This is a genomic window from Clavibacter rahimiani, assembly GCF_052654495.1.
Genome location: NZ_CP199790.1, coordinates 1,399,030 through 1,425,509, shown reverse-complemented (window position 1 = coordinate 1,425,509; position 26,480 = coordinate 1,399,030). Strand labels below are relative to the sequence as shown.

26 protein-coding genes are annotated in these 26,480 nt (G+C 74.0%); 5 read left to right on the top strand and 21 right to left on the bottom strand.

Annotated elements, in window-relative coordinates; genetic code table 11:
* Positions 1 to 93: 93 nt before the first annotated feature.
* Both rpsB and ACT7CP_RS06830 read right to left on the bottom strand, forming a co-directional pair.
* Positions 94 to 1,041 carry a 30S ribosomal protein S2 gene (rpsB, locus tag ACT7CP_RS06835; RefSeq protein ID WP_413963244.1) on the bottom strand — a complete coding sequence of 316 codons (948 nt, stop codon included), beginning with the start codon at positions 1,039 to 1,041 and terminating at the stop codon, positions 94 to 96.
* A gap of 226 nt (positions 1,042 to 1,267) precedes the next feature.
* Positions 1,268 to 2,725, bottom strand: coding sequence for a sugar porter family MFS transporter (locus tag ACT7CP_RS06830; RefSeq protein WP_413963245.1), 1,458 nt, complete (start codon positions 2,723 to 2,725; stop codon positions 1,268 to 1,270).
* 308 nt (positions 2,726 to 3,033) lie between these two features.
* Between ACT7CP_RS06830 and ACT7CP_RS06825 the strand changes: the two genes are divergently transcribed.
* Complete coding sequence (locus tag ACT7CP_RS06825; RefSeq protein WP_445443854.1) at positions 3,034 to 3,429, top strand: murein hydrolase activator EnvC family protein; 396 nt, start codon at positions 3,034 to 3,036, stop codon at positions 3,427 to 3,429.
* 245 nt (positions 3,430 to 3,674) lie between these two features.
* Here ACT7CP_RS06825 and ACT7CP_RS06820 read toward each other — a convergent pair whose 3' ends face one another.
* From ACT7CP_RS06820 to ACT7CP_RS06780, 9 genes are all read right to left on the bottom strand, one after another.
* Positions 3,675 to 4,661 (bottom strand): tyrosine recombinase XerC, encoded by a 987-nt coding sequence (locus ACT7CP_RS06820; protein ID WP_445443853.1) that lies wholly within the window; start codon positions 4,659 to 4,661, stop codon positions 3,675 to 3,677.
* Between the two features lie 162 nt (positions 4,662 to 4,823).
* Entirely contained in the window at positions 4,824 to 6,110 is a 1,287-nt protein-coding gene (dprA, locus tag ACT7CP_RS06815) for a DNA-processing protein DprA (RefSeq protein WP_445443852.1), read from the bottom strand.
* A gap of 197 nt (positions 6,111 to 6,307) precedes the next feature.
* On the bottom strand, positions 6,308 to 7,864 hold the full coding sequence (locus tag ACT7CP_RS06810) for a YifB family Mg chelatase-like AAA ATPase (RefSeq protein ID WP_445443851.1): 1,557 nt from the start codon (positions 7,862 to 7,864) through the stop codon (positions 6,308 to 6,310).
* Positions 7,864 to 8,220 (bottom strand): YraN family protein, encoded by a 357-nt coding sequence (locus tag ACT7CP_RS06805; RefSeq protein WP_445443850.1) that lies wholly within the window; start codon positions 8,218 to 8,220, stop codon positions 7,864 to 7,866. Before ACT7CP_RS06805 ends, ACT7CP_RS06810 begins: the two co-directional genes overlap by 1 nt.
* 109 nt (positions 8,221 to 8,329) lie before the next feature.
* Entirely contained in the window at positions 8,330 to 8,653 is a 324-nt protein-coding gene (locus tag ACT7CP_RS06800) for a DUF2469 family protein (RefSeq protein WP_012298192.1), read from the bottom strand.
* Between the two features lie 98 nt (positions 8,654 to 8,751).
* The gene (locus ACT7CP_RS06795; RefSeq protein WP_413963249.1) at positions 8,752 to 9,411 is read right to left on the bottom strand and encodes a ribonuclease HII; all 660 of its coding nucleotides are present in this window, start codon (positions 9,409 to 9,411) and stop codon (positions 8,752 to 8,754) included.
* Entirely contained in the window at positions 9,411 to 10,163 is a 753-nt protein-coding gene (gene lepB, locus ACT7CP_RS06790) for a signal peptidase I (RefSeq protein ID WP_445443849.1), read from the bottom strand. The genes ACT7CP_RS06795 and lepB overlap by 1 nt, the downstream gene beginning before the upstream one ends.
* A gap of 66 nt (positions 10,164 to 10,229) precedes the next feature.
* Complete coding sequence (gene rplS, locus ACT7CP_RS06785) at positions 10,230 to 10,574, bottom strand: 50S ribosomal protein L19 (RefSeq protein ID WP_012298189.1); 345 nt, start codon at positions 10,572 to 10,574, stop codon at positions 10,230 to 10,232.
* Between the two features lie 173 nt (positions 10,575 to 10,747).
* Positions 10,748 to 11,239 carry a hypothetical protein gene (locus ACT7CP_RS06780; protein ID WP_413963251.1) on the bottom strand — a complete coding sequence of 164 codons (492 nt, stop codon included), beginning with the start codon at positions 11,237 to 11,239 and terminating at the stop codon, positions 10,748 to 10,750.
* A 74-nt stretch (positions 11,240 to 11,313) separates the two neighbouring features.
* On the opposite strand from ACT7CP_RS06780, the gene map reads away from it, so the two are divergent.
* Positions 11,314 to 12,081 carry a type I methionyl aminopeptidase gene (gene map / locus ACT7CP_RS06775; protein WP_413963252.1) on the top strand — a complete coding sequence of 256 codons (768 nt, stop codon included), beginning with the start codon at positions 11,314 to 11,316 and terminating at the stop codon, positions 12,079 to 12,081.
* Between the two features lie 28 nt (positions 12,082 to 12,109).
* Here the strand turns inward: map and trmD are convergent, their stop codons facing one another.
* The 4 genes from trmD to rpsP are packed head-to-tail and all read right to left on the bottom strand — an operon-like array spanning position 12,110 to position 14,085.
* Positions 12,110 to 12,796, bottom strand: a complete 687-nt coding sequence (gene trmD, locus ACT7CP_RS06770; RefSeq protein WP_445443848.1) for a tRNA (guanosine(37)-N1)-methyltransferase TrmD — start codon at positions 12,794 to 12,796, stop codon at positions 12,110 to 12,112.
* Between the two features lies 1 nt (position 12,797).
* Entirely contained in the window at positions 12,798 to 13,454 is a 657-nt protein-coding gene (rimM, locus tag ACT7CP_RS06765; protein ID WP_445443847.1) for a ribosome maturation factor RimM, read from the bottom strand.
* Positions 13,432 to 13,668, bottom strand: a complete 237-nt coding sequence (locus ACT7CP_RS06760; RefSeq protein WP_012038054.1) for an RNA-binding protein — start codon at positions 13,666 to 13,668, stop codon at positions 13,432 to 13,434. Before ACT7CP_RS06760 ends, rimM begins: the two co-directional genes overlap by 23 nt.
* 3 nt (positions 13,669 to 13,671) lie before the next feature.
* Positions 13,672 to 14,085 carry a 30S ribosomal protein S16 gene (gene rpsP, locus ACT7CP_RS06755; RefSeq protein ID WP_445443846.1) on the bottom strand — a complete coding sequence of 138 codons (414 nt, stop codon included), beginning with the start codon at positions 14,083 to 14,085 and terminating at the stop codon, positions 13,672 to 13,674.
* A gap of 272 nt (positions 14,086 to 14,357) precedes the next feature.
* Between rpsP and ACT7CP_RS06750 the strand changes: the two genes are divergently transcribed.
* Together ACT7CP_RS06750 and ACT7CP_RS06745 are read left to right on the top strand one after the other, a co-directional pair.
* Positions 14,358 to 15,491 (top strand): glutamate--cysteine ligase, encoded by a 1,134-nt coding sequence (locus ACT7CP_RS06750; protein WP_445443845.1) that lies wholly within the window; start codon positions 14,358 to 14,360, stop codon positions 15,489 to 15,491.
* Positions 15,492 to 15,510: 19 nt separating this feature from the next.
* Positions 15,511 to 16,704, top strand: a complete 1,194-nt coding sequence (locus tag ACT7CP_RS06745) for a MarP family serine protease (RefSeq protein ID WP_413963257.1) — start codon at positions 15,511 to 15,513, stop codon at positions 16,702 to 16,704.
* A 10-nt stretch (positions 16,705 to 16,714) separates the two neighbouring features.
* On the opposite strand, the gene ACT7CP_RS06740 is transcribed toward ACT7CP_RS06745, so the two are convergent.
* The 4 genes from ACT7CP_RS06740 to ACT7CP_RS06725 all read right to left on the bottom strand — a co-directional run bounded on the left by ACT7CP_RS06740 (position 16,715) and on the right by ACT7CP_RS06725 (position 23,488).
* Positions 16,715 to 17,092 (bottom strand): VOC family protein, encoded by a 378-nt coding sequence (locus ACT7CP_RS06740; protein ID WP_445443844.1) that lies wholly within the window; start codon positions 17,090 to 17,092, stop codon positions 16,715 to 16,717.
* A gap of 167 nt (positions 17,093 to 17,259) precedes the next feature.
* Positions 17,260 to 18,831: a signal recognition particle protein gene (gene ffh / locus ACT7CP_RS06735; protein WP_445443843.1), complete on the bottom strand. Its 1,572-nt coding sequence runs from the start codon at positions 18,829 to 18,831 to the stop codon at positions 17,260 to 17,262.
* A 59-nt stretch (positions 18,832 to 18,890) separates the two neighbouring features.
* Complete coding sequence (gene ftsY, locus ACT7CP_RS06730; protein WP_445443842.1) at positions 18,891 to 19,763, bottom strand: signal recognition particle-docking protein FtsY; 873 nt, start codon at positions 19,761 to 19,763, stop codon at positions 18,891 to 18,893.
* A 20-nt stretch (positions 19,764 to 19,783) separates the two neighbouring features.
* Positions 19,784 to 23,488 carry an AAA family ATPase gene (locus tag ACT7CP_RS06725; RefSeq protein ID WP_445443841.1) on the bottom strand — a complete coding sequence of 1,235 codons (3,705 nt, stop codon included), beginning with the start codon at positions 23,486 to 23,488 and terminating at the stop codon, positions 19,784 to 19,786.
* Positions 23,489 to 23,640: 152 nt separating this feature from the next.
* Between ACT7CP_RS06725 and ACT7CP_RS06720 the strand changes: the two genes are divergently transcribed.
* Positions 23,641 to 24,759 (top strand): GNAT family N-acetyltransferase, encoded by a 1,119-nt coding sequence (locus tag ACT7CP_RS06720; protein ID WP_445443840.1) that lies wholly within the window; start codon positions 23,641 to 23,643, stop codon positions 24,757 to 24,759.
* A gap of 51 nt (positions 24,760 to 24,810) precedes the next feature.
* Here the strand turns inward: ACT7CP_RS06720 and mutM are convergent, their stop codons facing one another.
* Positions 24,811 to 25,746, bottom strand: a complete 936-nt coding sequence (mutM, locus tag ACT7CP_RS06715) for a bifunctional DNA-formamidopyrimidine glycosylase/DNA-(apurinic or apyrimidinic site) lyase (protein ID WP_445443839.1) — start codon at positions 25,744 to 25,746, stop codon at positions 24,811 to 24,813.
* Positions 25,747 to 25,752: 6 nt separating this feature from the next.
* On the bottom strand, positions 25,753 to 26,469 hold the full coding sequence (gene rnc, locus ACT7CP_RS06710; RefSeq protein WP_445443838.1) for a ribonuclease III: 717 nt from the start codon (positions 26,467 to 26,469) through the stop codon (positions 25,753 to 25,755).
* Positions 26,470 to 26,480: the final 11 nt, after the last annotated feature.

The window sequence follows — 26,480 nt, the reverse complement described above, 5'->3', positions numbered from 1 at the left end:
TAGGTGATGATCCGGGGTCGTCCCGGAGGTGAGTGCCCGACGGGCGGACGCGGTTCCCCGCGCCCGCCCGTCGGGATGGTGCGTGTGCTCGGACTACTCCGAGACGGGAGCCTTCTCGGCCTCGGTCGCCTCGGCCTCGATCTTCGCCTCGGTGGCGTCGTCGGACTCGGGGGCGTGCACGGGGGCGGGGACCTCGTCCTCGGACTTCGCCTCGTTCTTGGCGGAGACCTCGGCGTCGACGTCGTTCTCCTCGACGGGGAGAGCGGCCTTGGCGGCGTCGCCCTGCTCGAGGAGCTCGCGCTCCCAGTCGGCCAGCGGCTCGGCGGGCGCGGAGCCCTCGGCGTCGGGCTTCTGGTGGCGCTGGATGAGGCCCTCGGCGGCGGCGTCGGCGATGATGCGCGTCAGCAGCGCGACGGAGCGGATCGCGTCGTCGTTGCCCGGGATCGGGTACTGGACCTCGTCCGGGTCGCAGTTGGTGTCGAGGATGCCGATGACGGGGATGCCGAGCTTGCGCGCCTCGTCGATCGCGAGGTGCTCCTTCTTGGTGTCCACGACCCACATCGCCGACGGCGTCTTGGTCAGGTTGCGGATTCCGCCGAGGCTCTTCTCCAGCTTGTCGCGCTCGCGACGCTGGATGAGGAGCTCCTTCTTGGTGAAGCCGCGCGTCGTGTCGTCGAAGTCGACGAGGTCGAGCTCCTTGAGGCGGTTGAGGCGCTTGTGCACGGTCTGGAAGTTGGTCAGCAGACCACCCAGCCAGCGCTGGTTCACGTAGGGCTGGCCGACGCGCTGCGCCTGCTCGGCGATGGACTCCTGCGCCTGCTTCTTCGTGCCGACGAAGAGGATGGTGCCGCCGTGGGCGACGGTCTCCTTGACGAAGTCGTAGGCCTTGTCGATGAGGGCCAGCGACTGCTGGAGGTCGATGATGTAGATGCCGGAGCGCTCGGTGAAGATGAAGCGCTTCATCTTCGGGTTCCAGCGCGTCTTCGGGTGACCGAAGTGGACGCCGCAGTCGAGCAGCTGGCGGATGGTGACGACGGCCATGGCCGTACTCCTGTTCCGGCGCGCGCTCACGCGGCACGCCTCGTCGGTTCGCTCGGCGGTCGGGACGACCGCTGATCCTGGTGCCCGGCGCGCATCCGCTCCTCGGGCGACGGGGATCATCGCCGGAAGGAGACCGAGTGGATGCGGAGGCCTGGTGGGCACGCGTAGTCACCCGACCTGGATCGGGTGCTGGTCGATGCTACCACCCGCGGGGCGGCCCGCCGGATCAGGCGCGCGCGCCGTCCTTGCGCTTCTTGGGCTTGTCGACGAACAGGGTCTCGGCCTCCTCGAGCGACATGCCGTTCGTCTCCGGGATCTTCGTGAGGACGAAGACGAACGAGAGCGCGGCGAAGGCGGCGTACATGCCGTAGGTGAAGGGCAGAGAGAAGGCGGAGAGCGCGGGGAACGAGACGGTGATGACGAAGTTCGCGATCCACTGGGCCATGGCGGCGACGCCGAGGGCCTTGGCGCGGATCCGGTTCGGGAAGATCTCCCCGAGCAGCACCCAGACGAGCGGCCCCCACGACGCGCCGAAGCCGATGACGAACACGTTGGCGGCGACGATCGCGATGACGCCGAAGGGCTGCGGCAGGGAGACCTCGCCGCCGTCGGTGGACGACTGGCTGAAGCAGATGGCCATGACGGCGAGGGACACGGCCATCGCGAGGGAGCCCGTGAGCAGGATCGGGCGGCGGCCGATGCGGTCGACGAGCGCGATGGCGATGAAGGTGACGGCCACGTTCGTGACGGCGGTGATGACGGAGGTGGTGAGCGACTGGGACTCGTCGAAGCCGACCGCCTGCCAGAGCGTCGTCGAGTAGTAGAAGATCACGTTGATGCCGACGAACTGCTGGAACACGGACAGGATGATGCCGATCCAGACGATGCCCTGGAGGCCGAGCTTCGTGCCGCGGAGGGTGCCGGTGCGCTTGGCGACGCGGTCCTCCTCGATCTGGCGCTCGAGGTCGCGGCTCGCGCGGTCGATGTCCTCCTGCTTCCACACGCTCGCGAGGATGGCCTGGGCCTCCTCCTTGCGGCCCTTCTCCACGAGGTAGCGCGGGGACTCCGGGAGGCGGAAGGCGAGGACGCCGTAGATCACCGCGGGGACGGCGCAGACGATGAGCATCCAGCGCCACGCCTCGAGGCCGAACCAGAAGTCCTCCGACGCGCCGCCCGCGGCGCCGGCGAAGACCGCGTCGGAGAGCAGGGCCGTGAAGATGCCGAGCGTGATCGCGAGCTGCTGCAGCGACGCGAGGCGGCCGCGGAGGAGCTTCGGCGAGATCTCGGCGATGTACGCGGGGGCGACGACCGACGCGATGCCGATGCCGAGGCCGCCGACGACGCGCCAGATGGTGAGGTCCCAGACGCTGAACGCGAAGCCGGAGCCGAACGCGCTGACGAAGAAGAGGACGGCGCCGACGATCATCGTCCACCGGCGTCCGAACCGGTCGGCGATGCGGCCGGCCAGGTACGCGCCCAGCGCGCAGCCGAGCAGCGCGCTCGCGACCGCGAGACCGATGAGCGTCTCGCTCAGCTCGAAGCGACCCTGGATCGCGGAGACCGCGCCGTTGATGACCGAGGAGTCGAACCCGAAGAGGAAGCCCCCCACCGCGGCCGAGACGGCCAACCCGATCGCACGTCGCTGGAGCTTCTTCTCATCCCGGGGGGTCGTCGTCTCGTTCACAACGGACCACTCTGCCACTTCTCCGCCACCCGGGGGACCGCGGCGGTCGCCGCCGCCGGGGACGGCACGATGCCGCCGGCGCGACCGGGACGGGGCGCCCCGGGACGGAGGCGCGGATGGACGTGCAGGATGCGGCACGGAGGGCGTGCGCGGTCGCGCTGGCGGCGGGGCTCGTGGTGGGAGGAGCGACGGCCGGGTCTCCCGCTCGTGCGGGTGCGGCGCCGTCGTCCGTCGCTGCGGCGGCGTCGAGTGCTGCGGCGCCGGGTGCTGCGGCGCCGCCCGTGGCCGCTCCCCGGTGGAGGTGGCCCGTGGATCCCCCGCACACCGTGATGCGGCCCTTCGAGGCGCCGACGACCGCGTACGGCCCGGGGCACCGGGGCATCGACATCGCCGCCGAGCCGGGAGCCGAGGTGCGCGCACCCGCGGACGGGACCGTGTCCTTCGCGGGCGTGGTCGTCGACCGGCCCGTGGTGAGCATCCGGCACGCGGACGGGCTCGTGTCGTCGGTCGAGCCGGTCGTCCCCGCGGTGTCCGCGGGCGACGCCGTGGTCGCTGGCCAGCTGATCGGGACCGTCGCCGCGGAGCCGCGCCACGAACCGGACGGCGGGCTCCACCTGGGGGCGCGGCTGCACGGCGAGTACGTGGATCCGGCCCTGCTGCTGGCCGCGCTGCGGCACGCCGTGCTGCTGCCGTTGGACCCCTGAGGGGTCCGGGCTCCGGGCTCCGGGGTACGGGGTACGGGGTACGGGGTACGGGGTACGGGGTACGGGGTACGGGGTACGGCGTCCCGGGTACGGGCTGTCGGACGGGCCGGTCGGAGGATCAGCGGGCCGACGACGACCGGCCCGTCCGGCCACCGATCCCGGGTCGAGATCCCGGCGCTCCCCGCCGGGCCACCGGATCGCGGATCGCGGATCGAGATCAGGGAGCCCGCGTCGGTCGACGGCCGTCAGGCGCGCGGGTGAGCGCCCTCGTAGCTGCGGCGCAGCCGGTCGACGGAGACGTGCGTGTAGATCTGCGTCGTGCCGAGGCTCGCGTGGCCGAGCATCTCCTGCACGGTGCGGAGGTCCGCTCCCCCGTCCAGCAGGTGCGTGGCCGCCGTGTGGCGGAGCGCGTGCGGACCCTGGGGTCCCGAGCCCGGGATGTCCGCGAGCAGGGACGCGACGAGCCCGTAGACCGCCCGCGCGCCGAGTCGCCCTCCCCGCGCACCGAGGAACAGCGCCGTCCCGGTCCGGGCGGAGACCAGGCGCGGTCGTCCGCGGGTCGCGTACGCGTCGAGGGCGTCCGCGGCCGGGACGCCGAACGGGACCACGCGCTCCCGGTCGCCCTTGCCGATCACGCGCACCGTGAGGCGCGAGGCGTCCACGTCGCCGAGCTCGAGGCCGGTGAGCTCGGAGACCCGGAGCGCCGACGCGTACAGCAGCTCGATCACGGCGAGGTCGCGGAGGGCGGCGGGGTCGTCATCCGCGGCGCGCTCCGCCAGGTCGCCCAGCAGCGCGCTCATCTGCTCGCGTGCGAGCACGCGCGGAAGGTGCGATCCGGCGCGTGGGGCCTTGAGCCGCACGGCGGGATCGGCCTCGACCCGGCCAGAGCGCAGGAGCCACGCCCCGAAGCCGCGCACGGCCGCGGAGCGCCGAGCCAGCGTGGCGGGGGCGAGCCGCGCCTGCGATCCGCGCCACATCCAGTCGCGCAGCACCTCGAGGTCCAGGCCCGCGGAGGTCGTGATCCCCAGGCGGGCGGCATGCGCGGCGAGGTCGCGCAGGTCGGACGAGTAGGCGCGCACCGTGTGGGCGGCGCTCCCCCGCTCCCGGCTCATGGAGGTCGCGAAGCCGGTGATGTCCGCCTCCAGCGGCGTCGCGTCAGGCGACCGGGGCGCCGGCGACGGGCGGTCGGCGTCGGCCGACGTCGTCGCACCCGCCGTCCGCATCGTCTCCATCCCGGAAGGCTACGGGGATCGGATCCTCGTCGCCGCCTCACCGCGGCGTGGCTCATGCGGAGGACGGGACCGGACGGCACCCGGCGCGATGGCACGGGACGGCACAGCACGCGGCCCTCACGCCCCGCCCGCGACCGGCACCGGCCAGGTCCTCGAGCCGCGTCAGCGCGACGCAGGACGCCGCACCCAGCCGCCGTCCGGCCGCACGACCGCGCCCTCGAGCTCGAGCAGTCCCAGCACGGACGAGGTCTCCGCCACGCCGAGCCCGGCGCGTGCCGCGACGTCCGCGGTGTCCCGGCCGCGCCGCACGGCCAGCGCGTCGAGCACGCGCGTGACGCGTGGATCCGCGTGGCCGGTCGTGCCCGCGAGCGCGGACGCGGTCTCGGCCCCGCCCGGCGGATCACGTCGGGGATCCTCGACACCGTCCGGCCCCACGATGCTTCCCCACGCGGGGACCAGGTCCATCACGTCCTCCGCGGACGTGATGCAGACCGCCCCCGACTCCCGCAGGAGCCGATGGCAGCCGGACGACGAGACGCTCGTCACGGGACCCGGCACCGCACCCAGGGGCCGCTCGAGGGCGAGCGCGTGGTTCGCGGTGTTCAGCGATCCGCTGCGCGCCCCCGCCTCGACGACGACCGTGGCCGCGCTGACCGCCGCGATGAGGCGGTTGCGCAACAGGAAGCGCCAGCGGGTGGGCGACGCTCCGCACGGCAGCTCCGAGATCACCGCCCCGTCGCGCCGCATGCGGACGAAGAGCTCCGTGTGCCCCGACGGGTAGAGGCGGTCGACGCCGCCGGCCAGGAACGCCACCGTGCAGCCTCCCGATCCGACCGCCGCCCGGTGCGCGGCGCCGTCGACGCCGTACGCGCCGCCGGACACCACCGCGACACCCTGGTCGACGAGACCCGCGGCGAGCTCCGCGGTCACGTGCTCGCCGTAACCGGTCGCGGCGCGTGCGCCCACGACCGCCACCGACCGCGCGAGCGCGGTGAGAGCGTCCGCGGATCCCGTGCACCAGAGCACGAGCGGGGCGTGGGGACCCAGGTCGTCGACGCCGGACGGCCAGAGCGGGTCGCCCGGGACGAGCACGCGCGCGCCGACGGTGCGGGCGGCGTGCAGGCGCGCCAGCGCCTCGCTGCGCACCACGCGAGGCCGCCACCGCTCGAGGGCCGCGGCCACCTCCCCGACGAGAGCGCCGCGCCCGTCCTCCTCGAGGTCGAGGCCGGCGTGGACCATGGCCCCGACCACGGCGTCGGCCGGTGCGCCGTCGACCACGGCGGCGAGGGCGGAGCAGGCGCCGAGCACCCCGATCACCGCGCCCGCGACCCGGTCGCCGGGCTCCGCGATGCCGGACCAGGTGCAGCGCGCCGCCGCGTCCTCCGCACTCGGCTCCCACTCGTCGCCGTCGCCGTCGGGGTCCCGGGGCCCGGGGCGGAGGACCGCCATCAGCTCGCGGAGCTCCCGGGGGGGCAGGCCCAGACGTGCGACGTTCCGGGCCCGCACCGAGTCGGGCTCGCTGATCGTCCTCCTCGGCCCATCGGCATGCCGCCCCCGGGGGCGCAGGGACGGGACCGCATCCACCGCGACCCGTGTCTCCGCGGCATCGAGACCCCGGCGGCGCGGACCGGCGTCCTCCCCCGCGATCACGAGCCGCCCCGCAGCAGGAGCGCGCGCCCGAGGTGATCCGCGTCGGGACTCGCCGCGCCGTCGAGGTCCGCGAGGGTCCAGCCGAGACGGAGCACCCGGTCGTAGCCGCGCATCGTGAGGAGGCCGCGATCCAGGGCGCGGTCGAGCGCGGTCGTCGCGCCGCGGGCGACCCGCGCCTCCCGGCGGAGCCACGTGCCCGCCACGTGGGCGTTGGTGCGCCAGGGTGTCGGCGCCCACCGCTCGGCGGCCGCCCCACGAGCCGCGGTGACGCGCACGCGGGCCGACGCCGTCGTCACCCGGGACGCGTCGTCCGCCGCCCGGTGCACCGCGGTGGTCACGCGTCGCACGCCGAGGCGGATGTCCATCCGGTCCATGAGCGGCCCGGAGAGGCGGGCCAGGTACCGCCGACGCGCCTGGGGCGGACAGGAGCAGTCCGACCCGGCGACGCCGAACGCACCGCACGGGCAGGGGTTGGCGGCCATGACCAGCTGGAAGCGGCCCGGGAAGTGCGCCACGCCGTTGGCGCGGTGGATGCTGATGACGCCCGACTCGAGCGGCTGCCGCAGGCAGTCGAGCACCGCGCCCGCGAACTCGGGAGCCTCGTCGAGGAAGAGGACCCCGCCGCTGGCGCGGACTGCGGCACCGGGGCGGATGCGTCCGCTGCCGCCTCCGACGATGCCCGCGGCGCTCGCCGTGTGGTGGGGCGCCTCCAGGGGCGGCCGGACGGGCAGCTCGGGACCGAGGCGCTCACCGCACAGCGAGCGGATGCAGCCGACCTCCAGCGCCGCCTCCTCGTCGAGGTCGGGCAGGAGCCCGGGGAGCCGCTGGGCGAGCATGGTCTTGCCCGCGCCCGGCGGCCCCAGCAGGAACATGTGGTGGCCGCCCGCGGCGGCGACGACCAGCGCCTCGACCGCCTCCTCGTTGCCGACGACGTCGCCCAGACACGGATCCGCGGGCCGCTCCCCCCGCAGCCCGTGCGGCGCCTCGCCGCCCGGGACGGCGAGCTGGGGCCCGACGACCTCGTCGGGCTCCGGCTCGAGGTCGGCGCCGTGGTGGATCGCCGCGTCCCGGAGGCCCGCGACGGCTATGACGCGCATGTCGGGCACGAGGGAGGCCTCGTCCTCGTGGCATCGCGGCACCATGACCCGGCGGATGCCCGCCCGACGCGCCGCGAGCACCGCGGGCAGGATGCCGTGCGTCGGCCGCAGTCGGCCGTCGAGGCCGAGCTCGCCCAGGTGCACCGTGCCGGCGACCGACTCGGCCGACACCGATCCGCCGGCCGCCAGCACGGCGAGGGCGATGGCGAGGTCGAAGCCCGACCCGTGCTTCGGGAGGACGGCGGGCGAGAGGTTCACGGTGACGCGGCGCACCGGGAACTCGCACCCCGCGTTGCCGGTCGCCGCGCGCACCCGCTCACGGGCCTGGCTCAGCGCGGCGTCCGGCAGCCCGATGAGGACGAACCCCGGGAGCTGGCTGGTGATGTCCGCCTCCACGTCGACGAGGGCCCCGTCGAGGCCGGAGAGCGCGACGGCGAGCGTGCGACCCACGGCCATCAGCAGGCGCTCCGGACGACGTCGACCGTGGGCATGCCGCCGCGCGGCCAGACCACCCCGACCACGTCGATGCGCACGGGTCCCCGCCGTTCCGGATGCGCCTCGCGCCACAGCCCGGCCAGGACCCGCAGCCGCGCCGCCTTGGCTCGGGTGACGGCCTCGAGCGGATGCCCGTAGGCGAGGCCCGCCCGCGTCTTGACCTCCACGAGCACGGTCGTGCCCGCGTGCGTCATCACGAGGTCGATCTCGCCCTCGCGGCAGCGCCAGTTGCGCTCCACGAGCGCGTAGCCCCGCTCGGTCAGATGCCGTGCGGCGAGATCCTCGCCGCGTCGTCCCAGGTCCTGCTCGCGTGTCATGCGCACCTCCGCGAGGAGGATGCGGGACCGCGGGCATGCCGACGGACGCACCGGACAGTCCCGTGGGCTCCGGTTCGACAGATCGCCTGGGGAGGGGCCTTCGGGCGCCCTACTCGTCGATGGCGAGCTCCTTGGGGAGCTCGAACTCCTTGGCCGACAGCTCCTCGACGTTGACGTCCTTGAAGGTGAGCACGCGCACCGACTTCACGAACCGGTCGGAGCGGTAGACGTCCCACACCCACACGTCGGTCATGCTGAGCTCGAAGTAGAAGTCGTGCTCCGTGTCACGGCGCACCAGCTCGACCTCGTTCGCGAGGTAGAAGCGCCGCTCGGTCTCGACCACGTACTTGAACTGGGACACGATGTCCCGGTACTCCCGGTAGAGCGCGAGCTCCACCTCGCGGTCGTAGTCCTCGAACTCGTCGTCATCCATGGTCCGTCGATCCTAACCGCCCGCGGGAGCCGCTCACCGCCGGGGCGCCGCCGCAACGGGCGGCGGCACCTCGTCCGCCGGCATCACCGGCGCCCGCGTCAGGTCGCGGGCGACGCGAGCACGCCGGAGAGCCAGGTGCGCCGGTGGATCCGGGACGCCCCGCTCGCGCGGATCGCGTCGAGGTGCGCCGGGCTGCCGTAGCCCTTGTTGCCCGCCCAGCCGTACTCGGGCGCCTCCTCGTGCCATGCCGCCATGAGCCGGTCGCGATGCACCTTGGCGAGCACGGACGCGGCCGCCACGGACGCGCAGTCCCGATCGGCCTTGACGCGCAGCCGCACCGGGACCGGGTGGGCGAGCGCGGGCGTGAGCCAGTCGTGCGACCCGTCGAGGAGCACGACGCTGTCGAGGAGCGGCACCCCCAGGTGGTGGAGCTCGACGAGCGCGCGACGGCCGGCGAGCCCGAGGCACGCCGTGATGCCGAGCTCATCCACCTCCTGCGCGGACGCCATGCCGACGGCCGAGTGCCGGACCCACGCGGACACCTCGGGGTGGAGCGCCTCGCGGCGCTTCTCGCTGAGCATCTTGGAGTCGCGGAGGCCGGCGGGGAACGCCACGGCGTCGGACCCGAGCGCGGCCATCCCGACCGCGACCGGGCCGGCCAGCGCACCGCGGCCGACCTCGTCGCAGCCGATGACGAGCGATGCGCCCGCCGTCAGGAGCTCGCGTTCCAGCTCGAGGGTGGGATCCGCGACCGGCATCAGCCCGCGGGAGCGGGATCGGGCACGTCGCCGAACGTCCCGGGGTGGTCGCTGAGGATCGACCAGCGGTCGATGGGCCACGTGATGACGAAGGCGCGCCCGACCACGTGGTCGATGGGCACGAAGCCGTGCGTGGGGCCCGACTGGTTGTAGCGGGAGTCCGCGGAGTTCGCGCGGTTGTCGCCCATGACCCAGAGCGAGTCGGCGGGGACGGTGACGTCGAACGGGTCGTCGGAGGCGCTCGTGTCGCCGGGGACGAGCTTGATGTACGGCTCGTCGAGGGGGACGTCGTTGACGCTCATCTGGCCGAGGGAGTTGCAGCAGACGACGTGGTCGCCCGGCAGGCCGATGAGGCGCTTGATGAGGTGGTCGTTGCTGTCCGACGCGGACAGTCCGACGGTGGTGAGCGCCCAGTCGACCGCGGCCGCGATCGGCGGCTTCTCGACGGCGGGCGACGGGAGCAGCCAGCCGCCCGGGTCCCGGAACACGACCACGTCGCCGTGCTGCAGGGGCATGAGGCCGGGCGTGAGCTGGTTCACCACGATCCGGTCGTTGATCTGCAGCGTGTCCTCCATGGACGCGGAGGGGATGTAGAACGACCGGATCAGGAACGCCTTGATCAGGACCGAGACGAGGAGGGCCACCACGAAGATGACGAGGACGTCCCGCAGGAACGTCTTCCACCCCCGGGACGTGCTGCCGCTGTGCTTGCCCGAGGATCTCGTCTCCACGGGCGCCGTGCTGTCTGTCATTTAACCGCCTGAGCTCCCGGCAAGTGTAGATGCCGGGAGCTCGGTCGGATGACAGGTGGGGATGCGCTAGGAGCGCTTCTCCTTGATCTTCGCCTTCTTGCCGCGCAGGTCGCGCAGGAAGTACAGCTTGGCGCGGCGCACGTCGCCGCGCGTCACGACCTCGATGTGGTCGATGACCGGGGAGTGCACCGGGAAGGTGCGCTCGACGCCGACCTGGAAGCTGACCTTGCGGACGCAGAACGTCTCGCGGACGCCCTCGCCCTGACGGCCGATGACGATGCCCTGGAACACCTGGATGCGCGAGCGGCTGCCCTCGACGATGTTGACGTGGACCTTGACCGTGTCGCCGGCGCGGAAGTCGGGGATGTCCGACCGCAGCGACGCCTTGTCGACGGAATCGAGGATGTGCATGGTGTACCGCTCTCTGCAACCGCCACGGGTCGACTGCGCATCAATGTCTGGATGGGGAACGGCCCGCATGGATGGCCGACTCCCCCGTGGCAGGGTCGGCGGCAGGCACGATCGCCCATTGTGTCACCTCGGGCGCGTCGAGCGCAAAGCGCGGGGTCGCGGGGGCGGTGGGATCAGTCGAGTCGGATGGTGCGCCCGGCGTCCGGGCCCTCCGCGGCCTTCCACTCGGGCGGCCTCGGCTGGGCGTCCCGCTCGATCACGGCGATGACCTCCTGCATGCGCTGGCGCGTCTCCTGGACGAGCTGCCGGACGGCCAGCGCGACGAGCGCGACGGCCGCGAGGACCGCGACCACCGCGCACCACGTGCTGACGACCGAGTAGGTCCCGGTGCCGACGACCGCCAGGGTCAGCACGCCCATCGCGACGGCGTCCGTCGGCGAGACCGCGCGGGCCGTGCGCACCGAGCGCCGCGCGAGCACCAGGCCGAGGGCCGCGAGGAGCGCGATGCCGAGGGCGGCCGCCGAGAGCATCACGAGGAGGAGCTCCCACCCGCCGGACCCGAACGCCGCCCAGCCCACGAGGAGCCAGGCGGGGAGCACGACGACCGCGGCGAACTGCCAGCGGTAGAGCGCGCGGCGGAGGCCGAGGACCGGGGGCTGCTGCATGCGCCCATGCTACGAGCGGATCCTGGACGCGCCGAGGGGCACCGCCGGACGCCGCTCGCGTAGGCTCGTCTCCCGTGATGGAACTGCGAACGCCCGCCGAGATGGACCAGATGCGACCCGCCGGGGAGTTCGTGGCCCACGTGCTGACGACCCTGGCCGCGCAGGCCGACGTCGGCGTCAACCTGCTCGACCTCGACCGCACGGCGCACCGCCTGATCCGCGAGCGCGGGGCCGAGTCCTGCTACATCGACTACCACCCGTCGTTCGGGGCGATGCCGTTCGGCAAGGTCCTCTGCACCTCCGTCAACGACGGGGTCCTGCACGGGCTCCCCCACGACTACCGGCTCCAGGACGGCGACCTCCTGAGCCTCGACTTCGCCGCGTCCGTGGACGGCTGGGTCAGCGACTCCGCCGTGAGCATCATCGTCGGCACGCCCCGCGCGGAGGACGTCCGCCTCATCGAGGTCACCACCGCGGCGCTCGAGGCGGGCATCCGCGCGGCGCAGCCCGGCGGGCGCACGGGCGACATCTCGGCCGCCATCGGCGCCGTCGCCACGGAGGCCGGGTACTCCGTCAACACCGACTTCGGCGGCCACGGCGTCGGCCGCACCATGCACGGCGACCCCCACATCGCGAACCAGGGCCGCCCGAACCGCGGCGTGCCGCTGCGTCCCGGCCTCGTCATCGCGATCGAGCCGTGGTTCCTGCAGAGCACGGACGAGATCTACACGGACAAGGACGGCTGGACGCTCCGCAGCGCCGACGGCTCGCGCGGAGCGCACATGGAGCACACGGTCGCGATCACCGAGTCCGGCCCGCTCATCCTCACCGCGCGCGGATGACCCCGTAGCCGGGCAGCCCGCGGGCGGGCTAGTCCGGCAGGAGGTCGGGGCGGACGCGACGCGTGCGCTCGAGCTGCTGCTCGCGCCGCCACGCGGCGATGGCGCCGTGGTTGCCGCTCCGCAGCACGTCCGGCACCGCGAGACCCCGCCACTCCTGCGGCTTGGTGTAGCTGGGGTGCTCGAGCAGGCCGTCGGAGTGGCTCTCCTCGACGAGGCTCGCGGGGTTGCCGACGACGCCGGGCACGAGCCGCCCGACAGCCTCGATCATGGCCATGACCGCGACCTCGCCGCCGTTCAGCACGTAGTCGCCGAGGCTGACGAGCCGGACCCTCGCGCGGGTGGCCGTGTGGTCGACCACGCGCTGGTCGATGCCCTCGTAGCGCCCGCAGCCGAAGGCGAGGTGCGACTCGAGGGACAGCTCCTGCGCCATGGCCTGCGTGAAGACGTCGCCGGCGGGCGACGGGAAGATGACGACCGGGTCCGTGTCGTCGGCGAGCACCTCGTCCATGGCCTCGCCCCACGGCTCGGGCTTCATGACCATGCCGGCGCCGCCGCCGTAGGGCGTGTCGTCGACGGTGCGGTGCCGGTCGTGCGCGTAGGAGCGCAGGTCGTGCACGCGGAGGTCGATGAGGCCGGACTGGCGGGCCCGGCCGAGCAGGGAGATGTCGAGCACCCCGAAGAACTCGGGGAAGATCGAGACGATGTCGATCCGCATGTCAGCGGGCGTCGTCGCCCTCGGGGGCGGGACCGGCGTCGTCGGCGGCAGGGGCCTCGGGGGCCTCGGGACGCTCGTGGGTCTCGGGCCGCTCGTCCGGGATCTCCTCGAAGAGACCGAAGGGCGGGGTCACGACGAGCGTGCCGGCCTCGACGTCCACCGACGGGACGATCGCCTGCACGAACGGCACCAGCACGGTGCCGGACGGCGTGTCGACGTGGAGCAGGTCCTGGGCCGGGAAGTGGTCGACGAGCGAGACGGTGCCCACCTCGACGCCGTCGCGGAGGACCTTCAGTCCCACCAGCTGGTGGTCGTACCAGGCGTCTGGCTCGGCGGGCTCGTCCGCCGGCGGCGTCATCCAGAGGATGGCCTTGGCCAGCGACTCGGCGGCCGTGCGGTCGTCGACGCCCTCGAAGAAGCCGACGGGGTGGCTGTTGTACCAGCGCAGCTCGGTGAGCGTGAGGGTGCGGCCGTGCCAGGGGGACGACTCCGGGACCTGCAGCGTGAACTCGGCACCGGGGACGAACCGCCTGTCGGGGTCGTCCGTGAACAGCTCGAGCTTGACGGCTCCCTTGAGCCCGTGCGCCTTGGTCAGCCGGCCCACGCGGAACGCCGCGGGGTCCCTGGCCTCATCCTCAGGAATCGGTGTCCACCACATCGACGCGGACGCGCTGGCCGTCGGCGAGAGCCGAGACGAGCGTCCGGAGGGCCTTCGCGGTGCGACCCGCGCGGCCGATGACCCGGCCGAGGTCCTCGGGGTGCACGCGCACCTCGAGGACCTCGCCGCGGGGTGATCCCTTGCTCGTCACGGAGACATCATCCGGGTGCTCGACGATGCCCTTGACCAGGTGCGCGAGCGCGGGAGCGAGCATGGGCTAGGCCTGCTCCTCGGTCGCCTCGGCCTCGGCCGGTGCGGCCTCGGGCGCGGGGGCGGCCTTCTCGGTCTTGGGCTTCAGGACCGGCTTCTTCTTCTCGTCCGCGACGTAGGCGGGCTTCGCCTCGCGGGTGCGAACGGTGGAGACGGCGTCCTTGTCGCCCTTGAAGCGACCCCAGTCGCCCGTGAGCTTGAGGAGGGCCTCGACCTGCTCGGTGGGCTGGGCGCCCACGGAGAGCCAGTACTGCGCCCGGTCCGACTGGACCTCGATGAACGAGGGCTCCTCGGTGGGGTGGTACTTGCCGATCTCCTCGATGACGCGGCCGTCGCGCTTGGTGCGCGAGTCGGCGACGACGATGCGGTAGTACGGCGCGCGGATCTTGCCCAGGCGCTTCAGACGGATCTTGACAGCCACAATTCTCCTGAATTTCTTTGTGTGGGGTGAACTGACGGCCGTGAGCGTGGGGGCACACTCGGCATAGGTTCGATGGGGTCTCGCGGCGCCTGATTAGAGGGTCGGACGATCGCGGACTCGACAGATCATTATGGCAGACGCCGGGCCGCGCCGGGACCCCTCGCGTCGGCGCGCCGCGCGGCGTCATCGCCCGCCCGTCCCCGGGGGTGCGTGGCATGATCGGACGACACCCGGCGCATGCGCCCCGAGACCCCGTGGACGGCAGGACCCGCATGCAGATCGACTTCGCCCGCCAGCCCCCCTCCCGCGTCGGGATCGAGTGGGAGCTCGCGTGCGTCGACCGCGGCTCCGGGGAGCTCGCCGGGGCGGCCCCCGAGATCCTCCGCTCCTTCCCGCACACGGACGCGCACCCGCACGTGACCGGCGAGTTCCTCACCAACACGGTCGAGGTCGTGAGCGCCCCGCACGCGCGCGTGGGCTCCGCCGTCGACGACCTGGCGCGCCTCATCGAGCGCGTGGTCGACGTCGCGGACCCGCTCGGCATCGACCTCATGTGCGCCGGCACCCACCCGTTCAGCGTCTGGCCCGACCAGGACGTCACCCCCGGCAACGAGAGGTACGCCACGCTGCTCGACCGCACGAGGTGGTGGGGGCGCCAGATGATGATCTGGGGCGTGCACGTGCACGTCGGGATCGACGACCCGTCGAAGGCGCTCCCCATCCTCAACGCGCTCCTCGTGCACCTCCCCCGCTTCCAGGCGCTCAGCGCGTCGAGCCCGTTCTGGTCCGGGCAGGAGACGGGGTACGCGTCGAACCGCGCGCTCATGTTCCAGCAGCTGCCCACCGCCGGGCTGCCGCCGGACCTCATCACGTGGGCGGACTACGAGCGCCTCGTCGGCGACATGACGCACGTCGGGGTCATCGACCACCACAGCGAGCTGCGCTGGGACATCCGGCCGGCGCCGAAGTGGGGCACCCTCGAGACGCGGGTGTTCGACGGGGTGTCCACGCTCCGGGAGATCGCCTCGCTCGCGGCCCTGGTGCAGTGCCTGGTGCACGACATGTCCGCCGCTCTCGACCGCGGCGAGGAGCTGCCCCGGATGCAGCCGTGGTTCGTGCGCGAGAACAAGTGGCGCGCGGCGCGCTACGGGATGGATGCCATCATCATCCAGGACGCGGCGGGCGACGAGGCCCTCGTCGGCGACGACACCCGTGCGCTCGTGGAGCGCCTCTCCCCCACCGCGGACGCGCTGGGGTGCGAGGCGGAGCTGCGCGGGATCCTCGACATCGTCGACGGCGGCGCCAGCTACCAGCGCCAGCTGCGGGTGGCGGAGGACAACGAGGGCGCGCTCGCCCCCGTCGTCACGCACCTCGTGGAGGAGCTCCGCTCAGGCTTGGGCCGGTGACGCGGGGCAGGATGGGCAGGTGAGCCCCGCCGTCGACATCGTCATCCTCGTCGTCGCCGTGCTCGCGGCCATCGCCGGCTGGCGTCGCGGCGCCATCGTGACGATCGCCGGGCTCGCCGGCATCGTGCTCGGCGTGGGCCTGGCCCTCGCCATCACGCCCGCGTTCCTGGCGCTCCTCGACCAGTTCGGGGTGGCGGACGGGATCCAGCGCACGTTCGCGGCCGCGATGCTCATGCTCGTGACGACCTCGCTCGTCAGCGGAATCCTCGCGCAGATCGCGAGCCTCCTCACGCGCCTGCTCCGGCCCCGCGGCGCCGCGCGCGGGCTCGACCGCGGCGTCGGGGCCGTCGCCGGGCTCGCGGCCTGGGCCGTGTCGGTCTGGTTCATCGGCGGCTTCCTCGGCTCGAGCGGCGTGATCGCCGCGGTGCAGGTGTCCTCGTCGTCCCGCATCGTGCAGGCGCTCGACCGCGCGAGCCCGATCTCGAGCTCCACCGCCCTGTCCGCCCTCGACGACGCCCTGCACGACGTGGGCTACCCGCGCGTCTTCGCGAACGGCGAGGAGGCGATCGCCGACACGGCCGCGCCCGACGGGGACGTGCCGGAGGCCGTGCGCCGCCAGGCCGCGGGCGTCGTGAAGGTCCTCTCGTCGGCACCCGCGTGCGGCACGTCCTCCTCCGGCAGCGGGTGGGTCGTGCAGGACGGGCGCATCGTCACGAACGCGCACGTGGTGGCGGGATCCGACGAGCTCTACGTCCAGCAGGGCGGGACCGGCGAGCTCCTGCCGGCCGAGCTCGTGGTCTTCGACCCCGCGCGGGACGTCGCGGTCCTCGCCGTCCCCGGGCTCACCGCCGCGCCGCTCCCGCTCGGGAGCGAGCTCGCCGCGTCGGACGAGGCGGTCGTCGCGGGCTACCCCGGCGGTGGGCCGTACCAGGCGACGGGCGCGCGGATCCGCGAGGTCGTCGCCGCCCTCGGCACCGACATCCAGCACGAGCAGCCCGTCACGCGCGAGGTCTACTCGGTGCGCGGCACGGTGCGGCCGGGGGACTCCGGCGGCGCGCTGTTCGACCCGCAGGGCCGCGTGGTCGGCCTGGTCTTCGCGACGTCCTCCGTCGACTCCCAGACGGGCTACGCGATGACCCTCGACGAGATCGCGCCCGTCCTCCAGGAGGCGGGGGCGAGCACCCCGGTCGACTCCGGCGCCTGCGGGGTCTGAGCCGCGCGGATCACACCGCGACGACCGACAGCACGTTGCCGGCCGGGTCGCGGAACCACGCGATGTCCGGGCCGTTCCCGCGCATGATCCCCCGGGCGTCGGTGGGCAGCCCCGGGAAGACCGCCATCGGGACGCCCCGCGCGTCCAGCTCGGCGACCGCCGCGTCCACGTCGTCGACCGCGAGGTTCAGGATCGTGAAGTCCGCGGGCACGTGGTCGGCCTTGGGGTAGACGAGCACGCGGGCGCCGGAGCCGGGGAGCACGAGACGCAGCATGCCCATCTCCGGCACCTCCTCGACCTCGAGGCCGAGCGTGCGGCGGTAGAAGGCGAGCGCGGCGGGGATGTCGTCCACGCTGAATCCGCTGAAGGCGATGACGGGTGCGAACACGCGATGCTCCTGACGCCGGGACCGCGGACGGCCGCCGCGGTGCTGCCCCCACGCTGGCACGGTCCGGTCCGCGCGTCGAGGGCGGAGCCCCGGGAGAGCGGAGGAGGGGCCCTCCCGCCTGCGCGGGAGGGCCCCTCCGGGGGATCCGGGGATCCGGTGTCAGCGGGTCAGCGGCCGAGGAACTTCTGGAGCGAGGCGAGCTCCTCCTCGCTCGGGGCGCCGTTCGCGCCGCCCTTCGCCGCGCCGGCCAGGCCGAAGCCGGAGCCCGCGGGAGCCACGGGGCCGCCGATGCGCTGGCCGGACGCGAGCGCCGCGTTCTCCTGCGCGCGCTTCGCCGGGTTGCCCGACTTCGAGCCCTTCTTCTTCTGCTGCACGGGCTTCCGGCTCGAGTGCGCGCCGGGCATCGGGCCCATGCCGGGGATCTGCGGCATGCCGCCGCGGGCGACCGTGCGCATCATCTTCGAGGCCTGCTCGAAGCGCTGCACGAGGCCGTTGACGTCGGTGACGGTCATGCCGGAACCGCGGGCGATGCGGAGGCGGCGCGAGCCGTTGAGGAGCTTCGGGTTCTGCCGCTCGGCCTTCGTCATCGACTGGATGATCGCCTCCGTGCGGACGATCTCCTTCTCGTCGAAGTTCTCCAGCTGCTCCTTCATGGCGCCCATGCCGGGGAGCATGCCCATCATCTTCTTGAGGGAGCCCTTGCCGCGGAGCTGCTGCATCTGCTTGAGGAAGTCGTCGAGCGTGAAGTCGTCGTTCGCGAGCTTCTGCGCGACCTCCATCGCCTCCTCCTCGTCGAAGGCCTGCTGGGCCTGCTCGATGAGGGTGAGGATGTCGCCGAGGTCGAGGATGCGGCTCGCCATGCGGTCGGGGTGGAAGGGCTCGAAGTCGTCGAGGCCCTCGCCCGTGGAGGCGAACATGATCGGGCGGCCGGTGACGGAGGCGACCGAGAGGGCCGCGCCGCCCCGCGCGTCGCCGTCGAGCTTGGAGAGCACGACGCCGGTGAAGTCGACGCCGTCCTGGAACGCCTTGGCGGTCGCGACCGCGTCCTGGCCGATCATCGCGTCGATGACGAAGAGGACCTCGTCGGGGTCGGTGGCCTTGCGGATGTCCGCGGCCTGGCGCATGAGCTCCTGGTCGACGCCGAGGCGGCCGGCCGTGTCGATGATGACGACGCTGTACTGCTTGTCGACCGCGTGCTTCATCGCGTCCTTCGCGACGCGGACCGGGTTGCCACGGCCGTTGCCGGGCTCGGGCGCGAACACGGGGACGCCCGCCTGCTCGCCCACGACCTGCAGCTGCTGCACGGCGTTGGGGCGCTGGAGGTCGGCCGCGACGAGCATGGGCGTGTGCCCGTCCTTCGCGAGCCACTTGCCGAGCTTGCCCGCGAGCGTGGTCTTGCCCGCGCCCTGGAGGCCGGCGAGCATGATGACCGTCGGCGGCCTCTTGGAGAACTGGATGCGGCGCTGCTCGCCTCCGAGGATGGCGACGAGCTCCTCGTTGACGATCTGCACGACCTGCTGCGCGGGGTTCAGCGCCTGGCTGACCTCGCCGCCGAGGGCGCGCTCGCGGACGGACGCGGTGAAGGCCTTGACGACCTCGAGCGCGACGTCGGCCTCGAGCAGCGCGCGGCGGATCTCGCGGACGGTGCCGTCGACGTCCGCGGCGCTGAGCTTGCCCTTGCCGCGCAGGTTCTTGAAGGTCTCGGCGAGGCGGTCCGAGAGTGTTCCGAAGGTAGCCATGGTGGGTCCAGCTTAACCGCCGCTGGGGCGGGGTCGGGCCAGCGCCGGGGGGATGCGGGTCAGCCGACCAGGTTCTGCGCGAACACGTGGGGCGTGAAGCCCGTCAGGTCGCCGATGCCCTCGCCCTGGCCGATGAGCTTGATCGGGATGCCCGTGCGCTCCTGCACGTTGAGGATGAACCCGCCCTTGGCGGATCCGTCGAGCTTCGTGATGACGAGGCCCGTGACGCCGCCGTGCTCGATGAACGCCTGCGCCTGCGCGAGCCCGTTCTGCCCGGTCGTCGCGTCGAGCACGAGGAGGACCTCGGCGATGGGCGACTGCTTCTCGACCACGCGGCGGATCTTCGACAGCTCGTCCATGAGCCCGCCCTTGGTGTGCAGGCGGCCGGCGGTGTCGATGATGACCATCTCCGTGCCCGTGCGCATCGCGTGCTCGACGGTCTGGAAGGCGACGCTCGCGGGGTCCTGGCCGGGCTGCTGCGGGCGGACGATGTCGGCGCCCGCGCGCTCGGCCCAGGTGGCGAGCTGGTCGACGGCCGCGGCGCGGAAGGTGTCGGCCGCGCCGACGACGACGGTGCGGCCGTAGTTGCGGAGGAACTTCGCGAACTTGCCGATGGTGGTGGTCTTGCCGACGCCGTTGACGCCGACCACGAGGATCACGGCGGGGCGGGCGCTGAGCTTCAGCGTGGGGTCGTGCTTCGCGAGGCGCTCCTCGATGCTCTCCCGGAGCATGCGCTGGAGGTCGCGGGGGTCGGTCGTGCGGTAGCGGTCGACCTTCTCGCGGAGGTCGTCGATGGTCGCCTCGGTGACGTCGGGCCCGAAGTCCGCGGTGATGAGGGCGGTCTCGAGGTCGTCCCACGTGGTCTCGTCGATCGTGGGCTTCGCGAACATGCCGCGCAGCGCGCCGGAGAGGGACCAGGGGGTGCGTGCCATGTGCCCAGCGTAGCCGCGCGTCAGGAGGCGGCCCGCTCCTCGCGGTCGGGCTCGGCGGCGGCGCCGGGCGGCGCGTCGCGGCTGACCCGCTGGCCGACCACGGCGCTCACGCCGTCCTGCCGCATCGAGACGCCGTAGAGCGCGTCGGCGATCTCCATCGTGCGCTTCTGGTGCGTGATGACGATGAGCTGCGACGTGTCGCGGAGCTGCTCGAGGATCGTGAGCAGGCGGCCGAGGTTGGCGTCGTCGAGCGCCGCCTCCACCTCGTCCATGATGTAGAACGGGCTCGGCCGGGCGGTGAAGATCGCGATGAGCAGGGCCACGGCCGCGAGCGACCGCTCCCCGCCGGAGAGCAGCGACAGGCGCTCGATGCGCTTGCCGGCCGGGCGCACGCTGACCTCGATGCCCGTCGTGAGCAGCTGCTCGGGATCCGTGAGCTGGATGCTGCCCGTGCCGCCCGGGAACAGGATCGGGAACACCCGGTCGAACGCCTTCCGGGTGTCCTCGAAGGCGTCGGCGAAGACGCCCTGCATGGTGCGGTCGATGTCGTCGATGATCGTGAGGAGGTCCGCGCGCGTCGCGGTCAGGTCGGCGAGCTGCTCCGTGAGGAAGAGGTGCCGCTGCTCGAGCGCCGCGAACTCCTCGAGCGCCAGCGGGTTGACCCGGCCGAGCTGCGCGAGCTTCCGCTCCGCCACCTCGAGGCGGGCGCGCTGCTCCTCGCGGTCGAAGGGGCGCGTGGGGCCGGGCTCGTCGGCGGGATCCGCGTCGCGGTCCTCGGGCACGCCCGCGTCCTCGTGCTCGGGGTCCGGGCCGGACGCCTCGGCCGACCGCTCGCCGGCGTCCGAGCCGGTCTCCCCCGCCGGATCCCGCTCCGCGGCGCGCGCACGCTGCCGCGGCGGGAGCGGCGCCTCCTCGGGCACGGGCACGTCGGGGCCGTACTCGGCGACGAGCACGCCCTCGCCGAGGCCCAGCTCGCTCGCGGCGCGCTCGAGGAGCTGGGACACCTGCAGGCGCTTCTCGTAGATCTGCAGCTCGAGGCCGTGCACGTCCTCGGTGATCCCGTGGAGGCGGGCCCGGAGATCGGCCTCCTCGCGGCGGAGGGCGGCGAGCTCGGCGTTGCGGCCGGCGCGGGACTCCTCCGCGCGCGCGAGCACCAGGCGGGCCTCGGCGGTGCTGCGGTCGGCGGCGCGGACGACGGCCGGCAGCGCGTCGGCGACGGACGCGGCGCGCGCGATCTGGCGGCGGCGGATCACCTGGCGGCGGGCGGCCTCCTCCGCGGCGGCGCGCTCGGCGGCGAGGCGGCGCTCGAGCGCGACCGTGCGCTCCTGCTCCGCCCGCACCCGCTCCCGCGCGGTCTCGACCTGCAGGCGCGCCTCGATCTCGGCCTCGCGCGCGGCCTCCCACTCGGCGACGAGGGCGTCGCGGCCGCTCGCGTCGAGGACGGGGCGCGGGCGGGAGCGGGCCTCGTCGAGGGCGCGGCGGGCGGCGTCCGAGGAGGCGACCGCGTCGTCGACGGACGCGCTCGCGAGGTCGAGGCCGCGCTGGACGCGGGCGAGCTCGGCGGCGGCGGACTCGGCCTGCGCGCGCGAGCGGCTGAGGCGCTCGGCGTGGGCGGCGAGGCGGGCGTCGGCCTCGCGCAGGCCGCCGAGGGCGGCTGCGGCGCGCTCGCGGGCGACGCGGACCCGCTCCCGGCCGGCCGCGAGGTCGACCCGGAGGTCGTCGATGCGGGCGCGGACGCCGGTGAGGGTCGCGGCCGCGGCGTCGCGCGCGGCCACGAGCTCGAGCTTGGAGCGCGTGGCGCCGGCCCCGCCCCGCAGCACGTGCGCGGAGACGACGTCGCCGCCCCGGGTGATGACGGTGGCGGGAGCGCCGGGTCCCCGCGCCAGGTCGACCGCCTGCGCGAGGTCGTCGACGACCACGACGCCCGCGAGGATCCGCCGGACGCCGTCGGGCGCGTCCACGACGGAGGAGACCGGGACGGGGCCCGTGCCGTCGGGCGCGGGCGGCCCGGCCGGGGCCTCGGAGGATCCGGCGACGACCACCTCGACGCGCCCCAGGTCGTCGTCCACCGCACGGCGGAGCGCGGCGACGGCGTCGTCGTGCGTCTCCGCGAGGACCGCGTCGGCGAGGGTGCCGAGCGCGGCCGCGACGGCGGCCTCGTAGCCGGGGCGGACGTGCACGTGCTCCGCGAGGAGGCCGCGCACGCCGGGGAGGCCGGCGGCCACGAGGTCGCTGGATCCGTCCCGCTGGTCGAGCGCGCTCGCGAGGGCCTCGTCGCGCGCGGCCAGGGCGTCGCGCTCCCGCTCGCGCGCGTGCAGCTCCTCGCGCACGGCCTCGATCGCGGACTCCTCGGCGGCGACGTCGGCCTGGGCGTCCTCGTAGGCGCGCGTGAGATCGGATCCGCCCTGCTCGTCGGCCTCGCCCTCCGCCTCGCCGCGCTCCCGCTCCGCCTCGGCCGCCTGCAGCCGGGCGCGGGCGGCGTCGAGCGCGTTCTGCTGCCGGAGGACCTCGCCGCGCACCGCCGCGAGCCGGGAGCCCGCGGTCTCGGCGCGCCCCGTGAGGCCCGCGATCTCGAGGTCGTGCCGCGAGACGAGCGCGCTCTGCGCCTGGATCTCCTCGTCGAGCGCGTCGAGCGCCTGGCGCGCCCGGGCCGTCGCCTGGCGCGCGGCCGCCCACCCCGCCTCGGCCTCGCCGATGAGCCCGGTGAGCCGCTCGGCCTCGTCACGGGACGCCTGCACCTGCGCCGGCGTGATGCCGGCGGCGGCCTCGGGGGCGTCGTCCGCGGATCCGAGGAGCGCGAGCCGCTGCTGCGCGAGCGAGAGCAGGTTCCGCAGGCGCTCCTGCACCTGCTCGAGGGCGAACGCCGTGCGGCGCGCGCCGTCCACCTCGTCGCCCTCCTGCTCCTCGACGATGCGCTCGGAGCGGAGGACGGCCCGGTCGAGCTTCTCCTGGAGCACCATGCGCTCGGTGGTGCGCTCCTCCTCCGTGCGGGTGTGCTCCGCGAGGGCCCGCCGCAGCGTGACCACCTCGTCGGCCACCAGCCGCGCCCGCGCGTCGCGCACGACCGCGGCCACCGTCTGCGCCTGGCGCGCGACCTCCGCCTGCCGCCCGAGGGGCTTCAGCTGGCGGCGGATCTCCCCGGCCAGGTCGCTCAGCCGCGTGAGGTTCGCCTGCATGCCCTCGAGCTTGCGGAGCGTGCGCTCCTTGCGGCGGCGGTGCTTGAGGATCCCCGCGGCCTCCTCGATGAAGCCGCGCCGCTCCTCGGGGGTCGCCCGCAGGACGTTGTCGAGCCGGCCCTGGCCCACGATGACGTGCATCTCCCGGCCGAGCCCGGAGTCGCTGAGGAGCTCCTGCACGTCGAGGAGCCGGCAGGACGTGCCGTTGATCGCGTACTCGCTGCCGCCGTTGCGGAAGAGCGTGCGGCGGATCGCGACCTCGGTGTAGTCGATGGGGAGGGCGCCGTCGGCGTTGTCGATCGTGAGCGTGACCTCGGCGCGGCCGAGCGGCCCGCGGGTGGAGGTGCCGGCGAAGATGACGTCCTCCATCTTGCCGCCGCGGAGGGTCTTCGCGCCCTGCTCGCCCATGACCCAGGCGAGGGCGTCGACGACGTTGGACTTGCCGGATCCGTTCGGCCCGACGACGCAGGTGACGCCCTGCTCGAACTGGAACGTGGTCGGCTGCGCGAACGACTTGAACCCCTTGAGGGTCAGGCTCTTCAGGTGCACGCCCGCCGCCCTCCTCGCCTCATGGTCCAGATCACGGTACCGGACGGCGCGCGCCCGACCGGGAGCCGCGCGCGGGGCGGCCGGCGCATCCCGCCGCCGCTACCGTGGGGGGACGCGGAGCCGACGAGGCCGCGCCGACGAGGGAGCCGACCATGCCGCACGCCGATGCCGATCGCGCCCGGGTCGTGGAGGAGGTCCCGCCGCCCACCGCCGTCGGCGGCGCCGGGTGGGACGACTTCGTCGCGGTGACCGATGTGGTCAACCGCGCGCAGTCGCACGACCTCGGCCACGATGCCTTCATCTGGCTGCCGCAGGAGCTGATCGCCGACTACGCCGACGTCGCCCACGTGCGGAAGCGCCTGTTCGCCGCGCGCGTCGACGGCCGGATCGTCGGCCGCGGGCTCCTCAGCACGTGGCTGGCCGATCCGACGACGTCCGACGTGGCGGTGGCCGTGGATCCCGAGCACCGGGGCCGCGGGATCGGCCGCGCCCTCCGGGAGCGCGTGGAGCGGATCGCGCTCGACGCGGGCTGCCGGACCCTCACCGCCTTCACCACGCACCGCCCGGATCCGGTGGGCACGCCCATCCCCTCCCCCACGGGAGTCGGCGCGGTCGGGTCCGACGACCCCGCGTCGCGCTTCGCCGTGGCCTCCGGCTACCGCCTCGGGCAGACGGCGCGCACGAGCTCCCTCGACACGACCGAGGTCGCGCCCTCGCTCCCCGCCCGCCTCGCCCGCGCCCGGGAGGCCGCGGGCGACGCGTACCGGGTCGTCTCCTGGGTGGACGCGACGCCTGCGCACCTCCTTGACGACATGGCCGTCCTGCACACGCGCATGTCCACTGACGCCCCGCCCGGCGACCTGCCGCAGGTCGAGGACGTCTTCGACGCCGACCGGCTCCGCGCGGCCGAGGCGCGCCGGGCGTCGTCGGGCCGCGTCGGGCTGACGACGGCCGTCGAGCACGTGGCCTCCGGCCGCCTGGTGGGCTTCACCGAGATCGCCGTCTCCCCCAGCGGCCGCCGCTCCGACGGCCACGCGTACACGTACCAGCAGGACACGATCGTGCTGCGCGAGCACCGGGGCCACCGCCTCGGCATGCTCCTCAAGGTCGAGAACCTGCTGCTCCTGGCGCGCGAGGCGCCCGAGGCCGACCGGGTCGTCACCTGGAACGCCGACGAGAACCGGCCGATGCTCGCCGTGAACGAGGATCTCGGCTTCCGCCACGTCGCCACGAGCGGGAGCTGGCTGCGCGAGGTCGGCGCGGCGCGCTGAGCGGTCGGCGGGGCATCGGCCGAGGACGGGCGTGGCCGGTCGGGCCCGGGATCAGGCGGTCGCGGCGTCCGGATCCGGCAGCGCCTGGCAGCGCGGGCAGTAGTGGCTCGAGCGGTTCATGAAGGCCTCGCGCACGATCGGCGTGCCGCACCGCGGGCACGGCTTCCCCTGCTGCCCGTAGGCGTTCAGCGAGTGCGAGAAGTAGCCGGACGCGCCGTTCACGTTCACGTACTGCGCGTCGAAGCTCGTGCCGCCCTCGGCCAGCGCCCGGGCGAGCACGTGGCGCACTTCCGCGAGGAGGCGGAGCGCGCGCCCCCGGCCGAGCGCGTCCGTGGGGTGCGCGTAGTGGATCCGGGCGGCCCACAGCGCCTCGTCGGCGTAGATGTTGCCGATGCCGCTCACGAGCGTCTGGTCGAGCAGGGCACGCTTGATCCCGGTGCGCCGGCGCGCGAGCCGGGCGAGGAGCTCCTCGTCGTCGAAGGCCGGGTCGAGCGCGTCGCGCGCGATGTGGGCGACCTGCGTGGGGACGAGGGCGGCGTCGGATCCGCGCCCGCCCGGGTGCCCGTCGGGCGTGGCGACGAGGCGGTCGACGGCCATCGACCCGAAGATCCGCTGGTCGACGAAGGCGACCACGAGCTCGCCGTGCGCGGGGTGCTCGATGCCCATGCGGATCCGGAGCAGCCCGTCCGGGTCGGAGCCGGGCTCGCGGAGGAGGACCTGGCCGCTCATGCCGAGGTGCGTGACGAGGGCGCGCGGCCCGGTGGCGTCGCGCGCGGCGTCGGGGGCGAGCGGCAGCCAGAGGAACTTGCCGCGGCGGACGGCCGAGGTGATCACCCGGCCGACGAGCAGGTCGACGAACGCGCCCTCGAGGGGGTCGTGCCGCTTGAGGGACCGGGCGTCCAGGATCTCGACGCCCGTGATGCGGGCGCCCGTCACCGCGGGCTCCAGCCCGGCGCGAACGACCTCGACCTCGGGGAGCTCGGGCACCGCGGGTCAGGCCGTGGGGCGCGCCTCGAGGCGCGTCCACGCCTCGAGGGCGGCCGTCATCTCGGCCTGCTTCTTGCTGGACCCCTCGCCCGTGGTGCGGACGGCGTCGCCCACCGAGACGACGGCGTGGAAGCGCTTGCTGTGGTCGGGGCCGCTGTCGCTCACCTCGTAGACGGGCGCGGGCAGGCCCTGGCGCGCGGCGCTCTCCTGGAGCGCGGTCTTCGGGTCCATGGCGGCGCCGAAGCGCGCCGGGTCCTCGAGGAGCGGCGCGATGAGGCGGAGCACGAGACCGGTCGCGGCCTCGCCCCCGGCGTCGAGGTAGCAGGCGCCGATGATGGCCTCGACCGTGTCGGCGAGGATCGACGACTTGGCGCGGCCGCCCGTGAGCTCCTCGCCCCGGCCGAGCAGCAGGTGCTCGCCCAGGCCGATGCCGATGGCCACCTCCGCGAGGGCGACGCTCGAGACGAGGCTGGCGCGCCGCTTGGCGAGCTCGCCTTCGTCGAGGTCGGGGTTCTCGAGGTAGAGCATGACCGTGACGGCCTGCCCGAGGATGGAGTCGCCGAGGAACTCGAGGCGCTCGTTGTGCGGGATGCCGCCGTGCTCGTACGCGTACGAGCGGTGGGTGAGCGCGAGCTCGAGGAGCTCGGGGCTCACGTCCACGGCGAGGAGGCGCCGGAGCGCGTCGCGGTCGCCGTGGACGCGGGATCCCGGGGTGTCGGTCATGTCCGACGTAC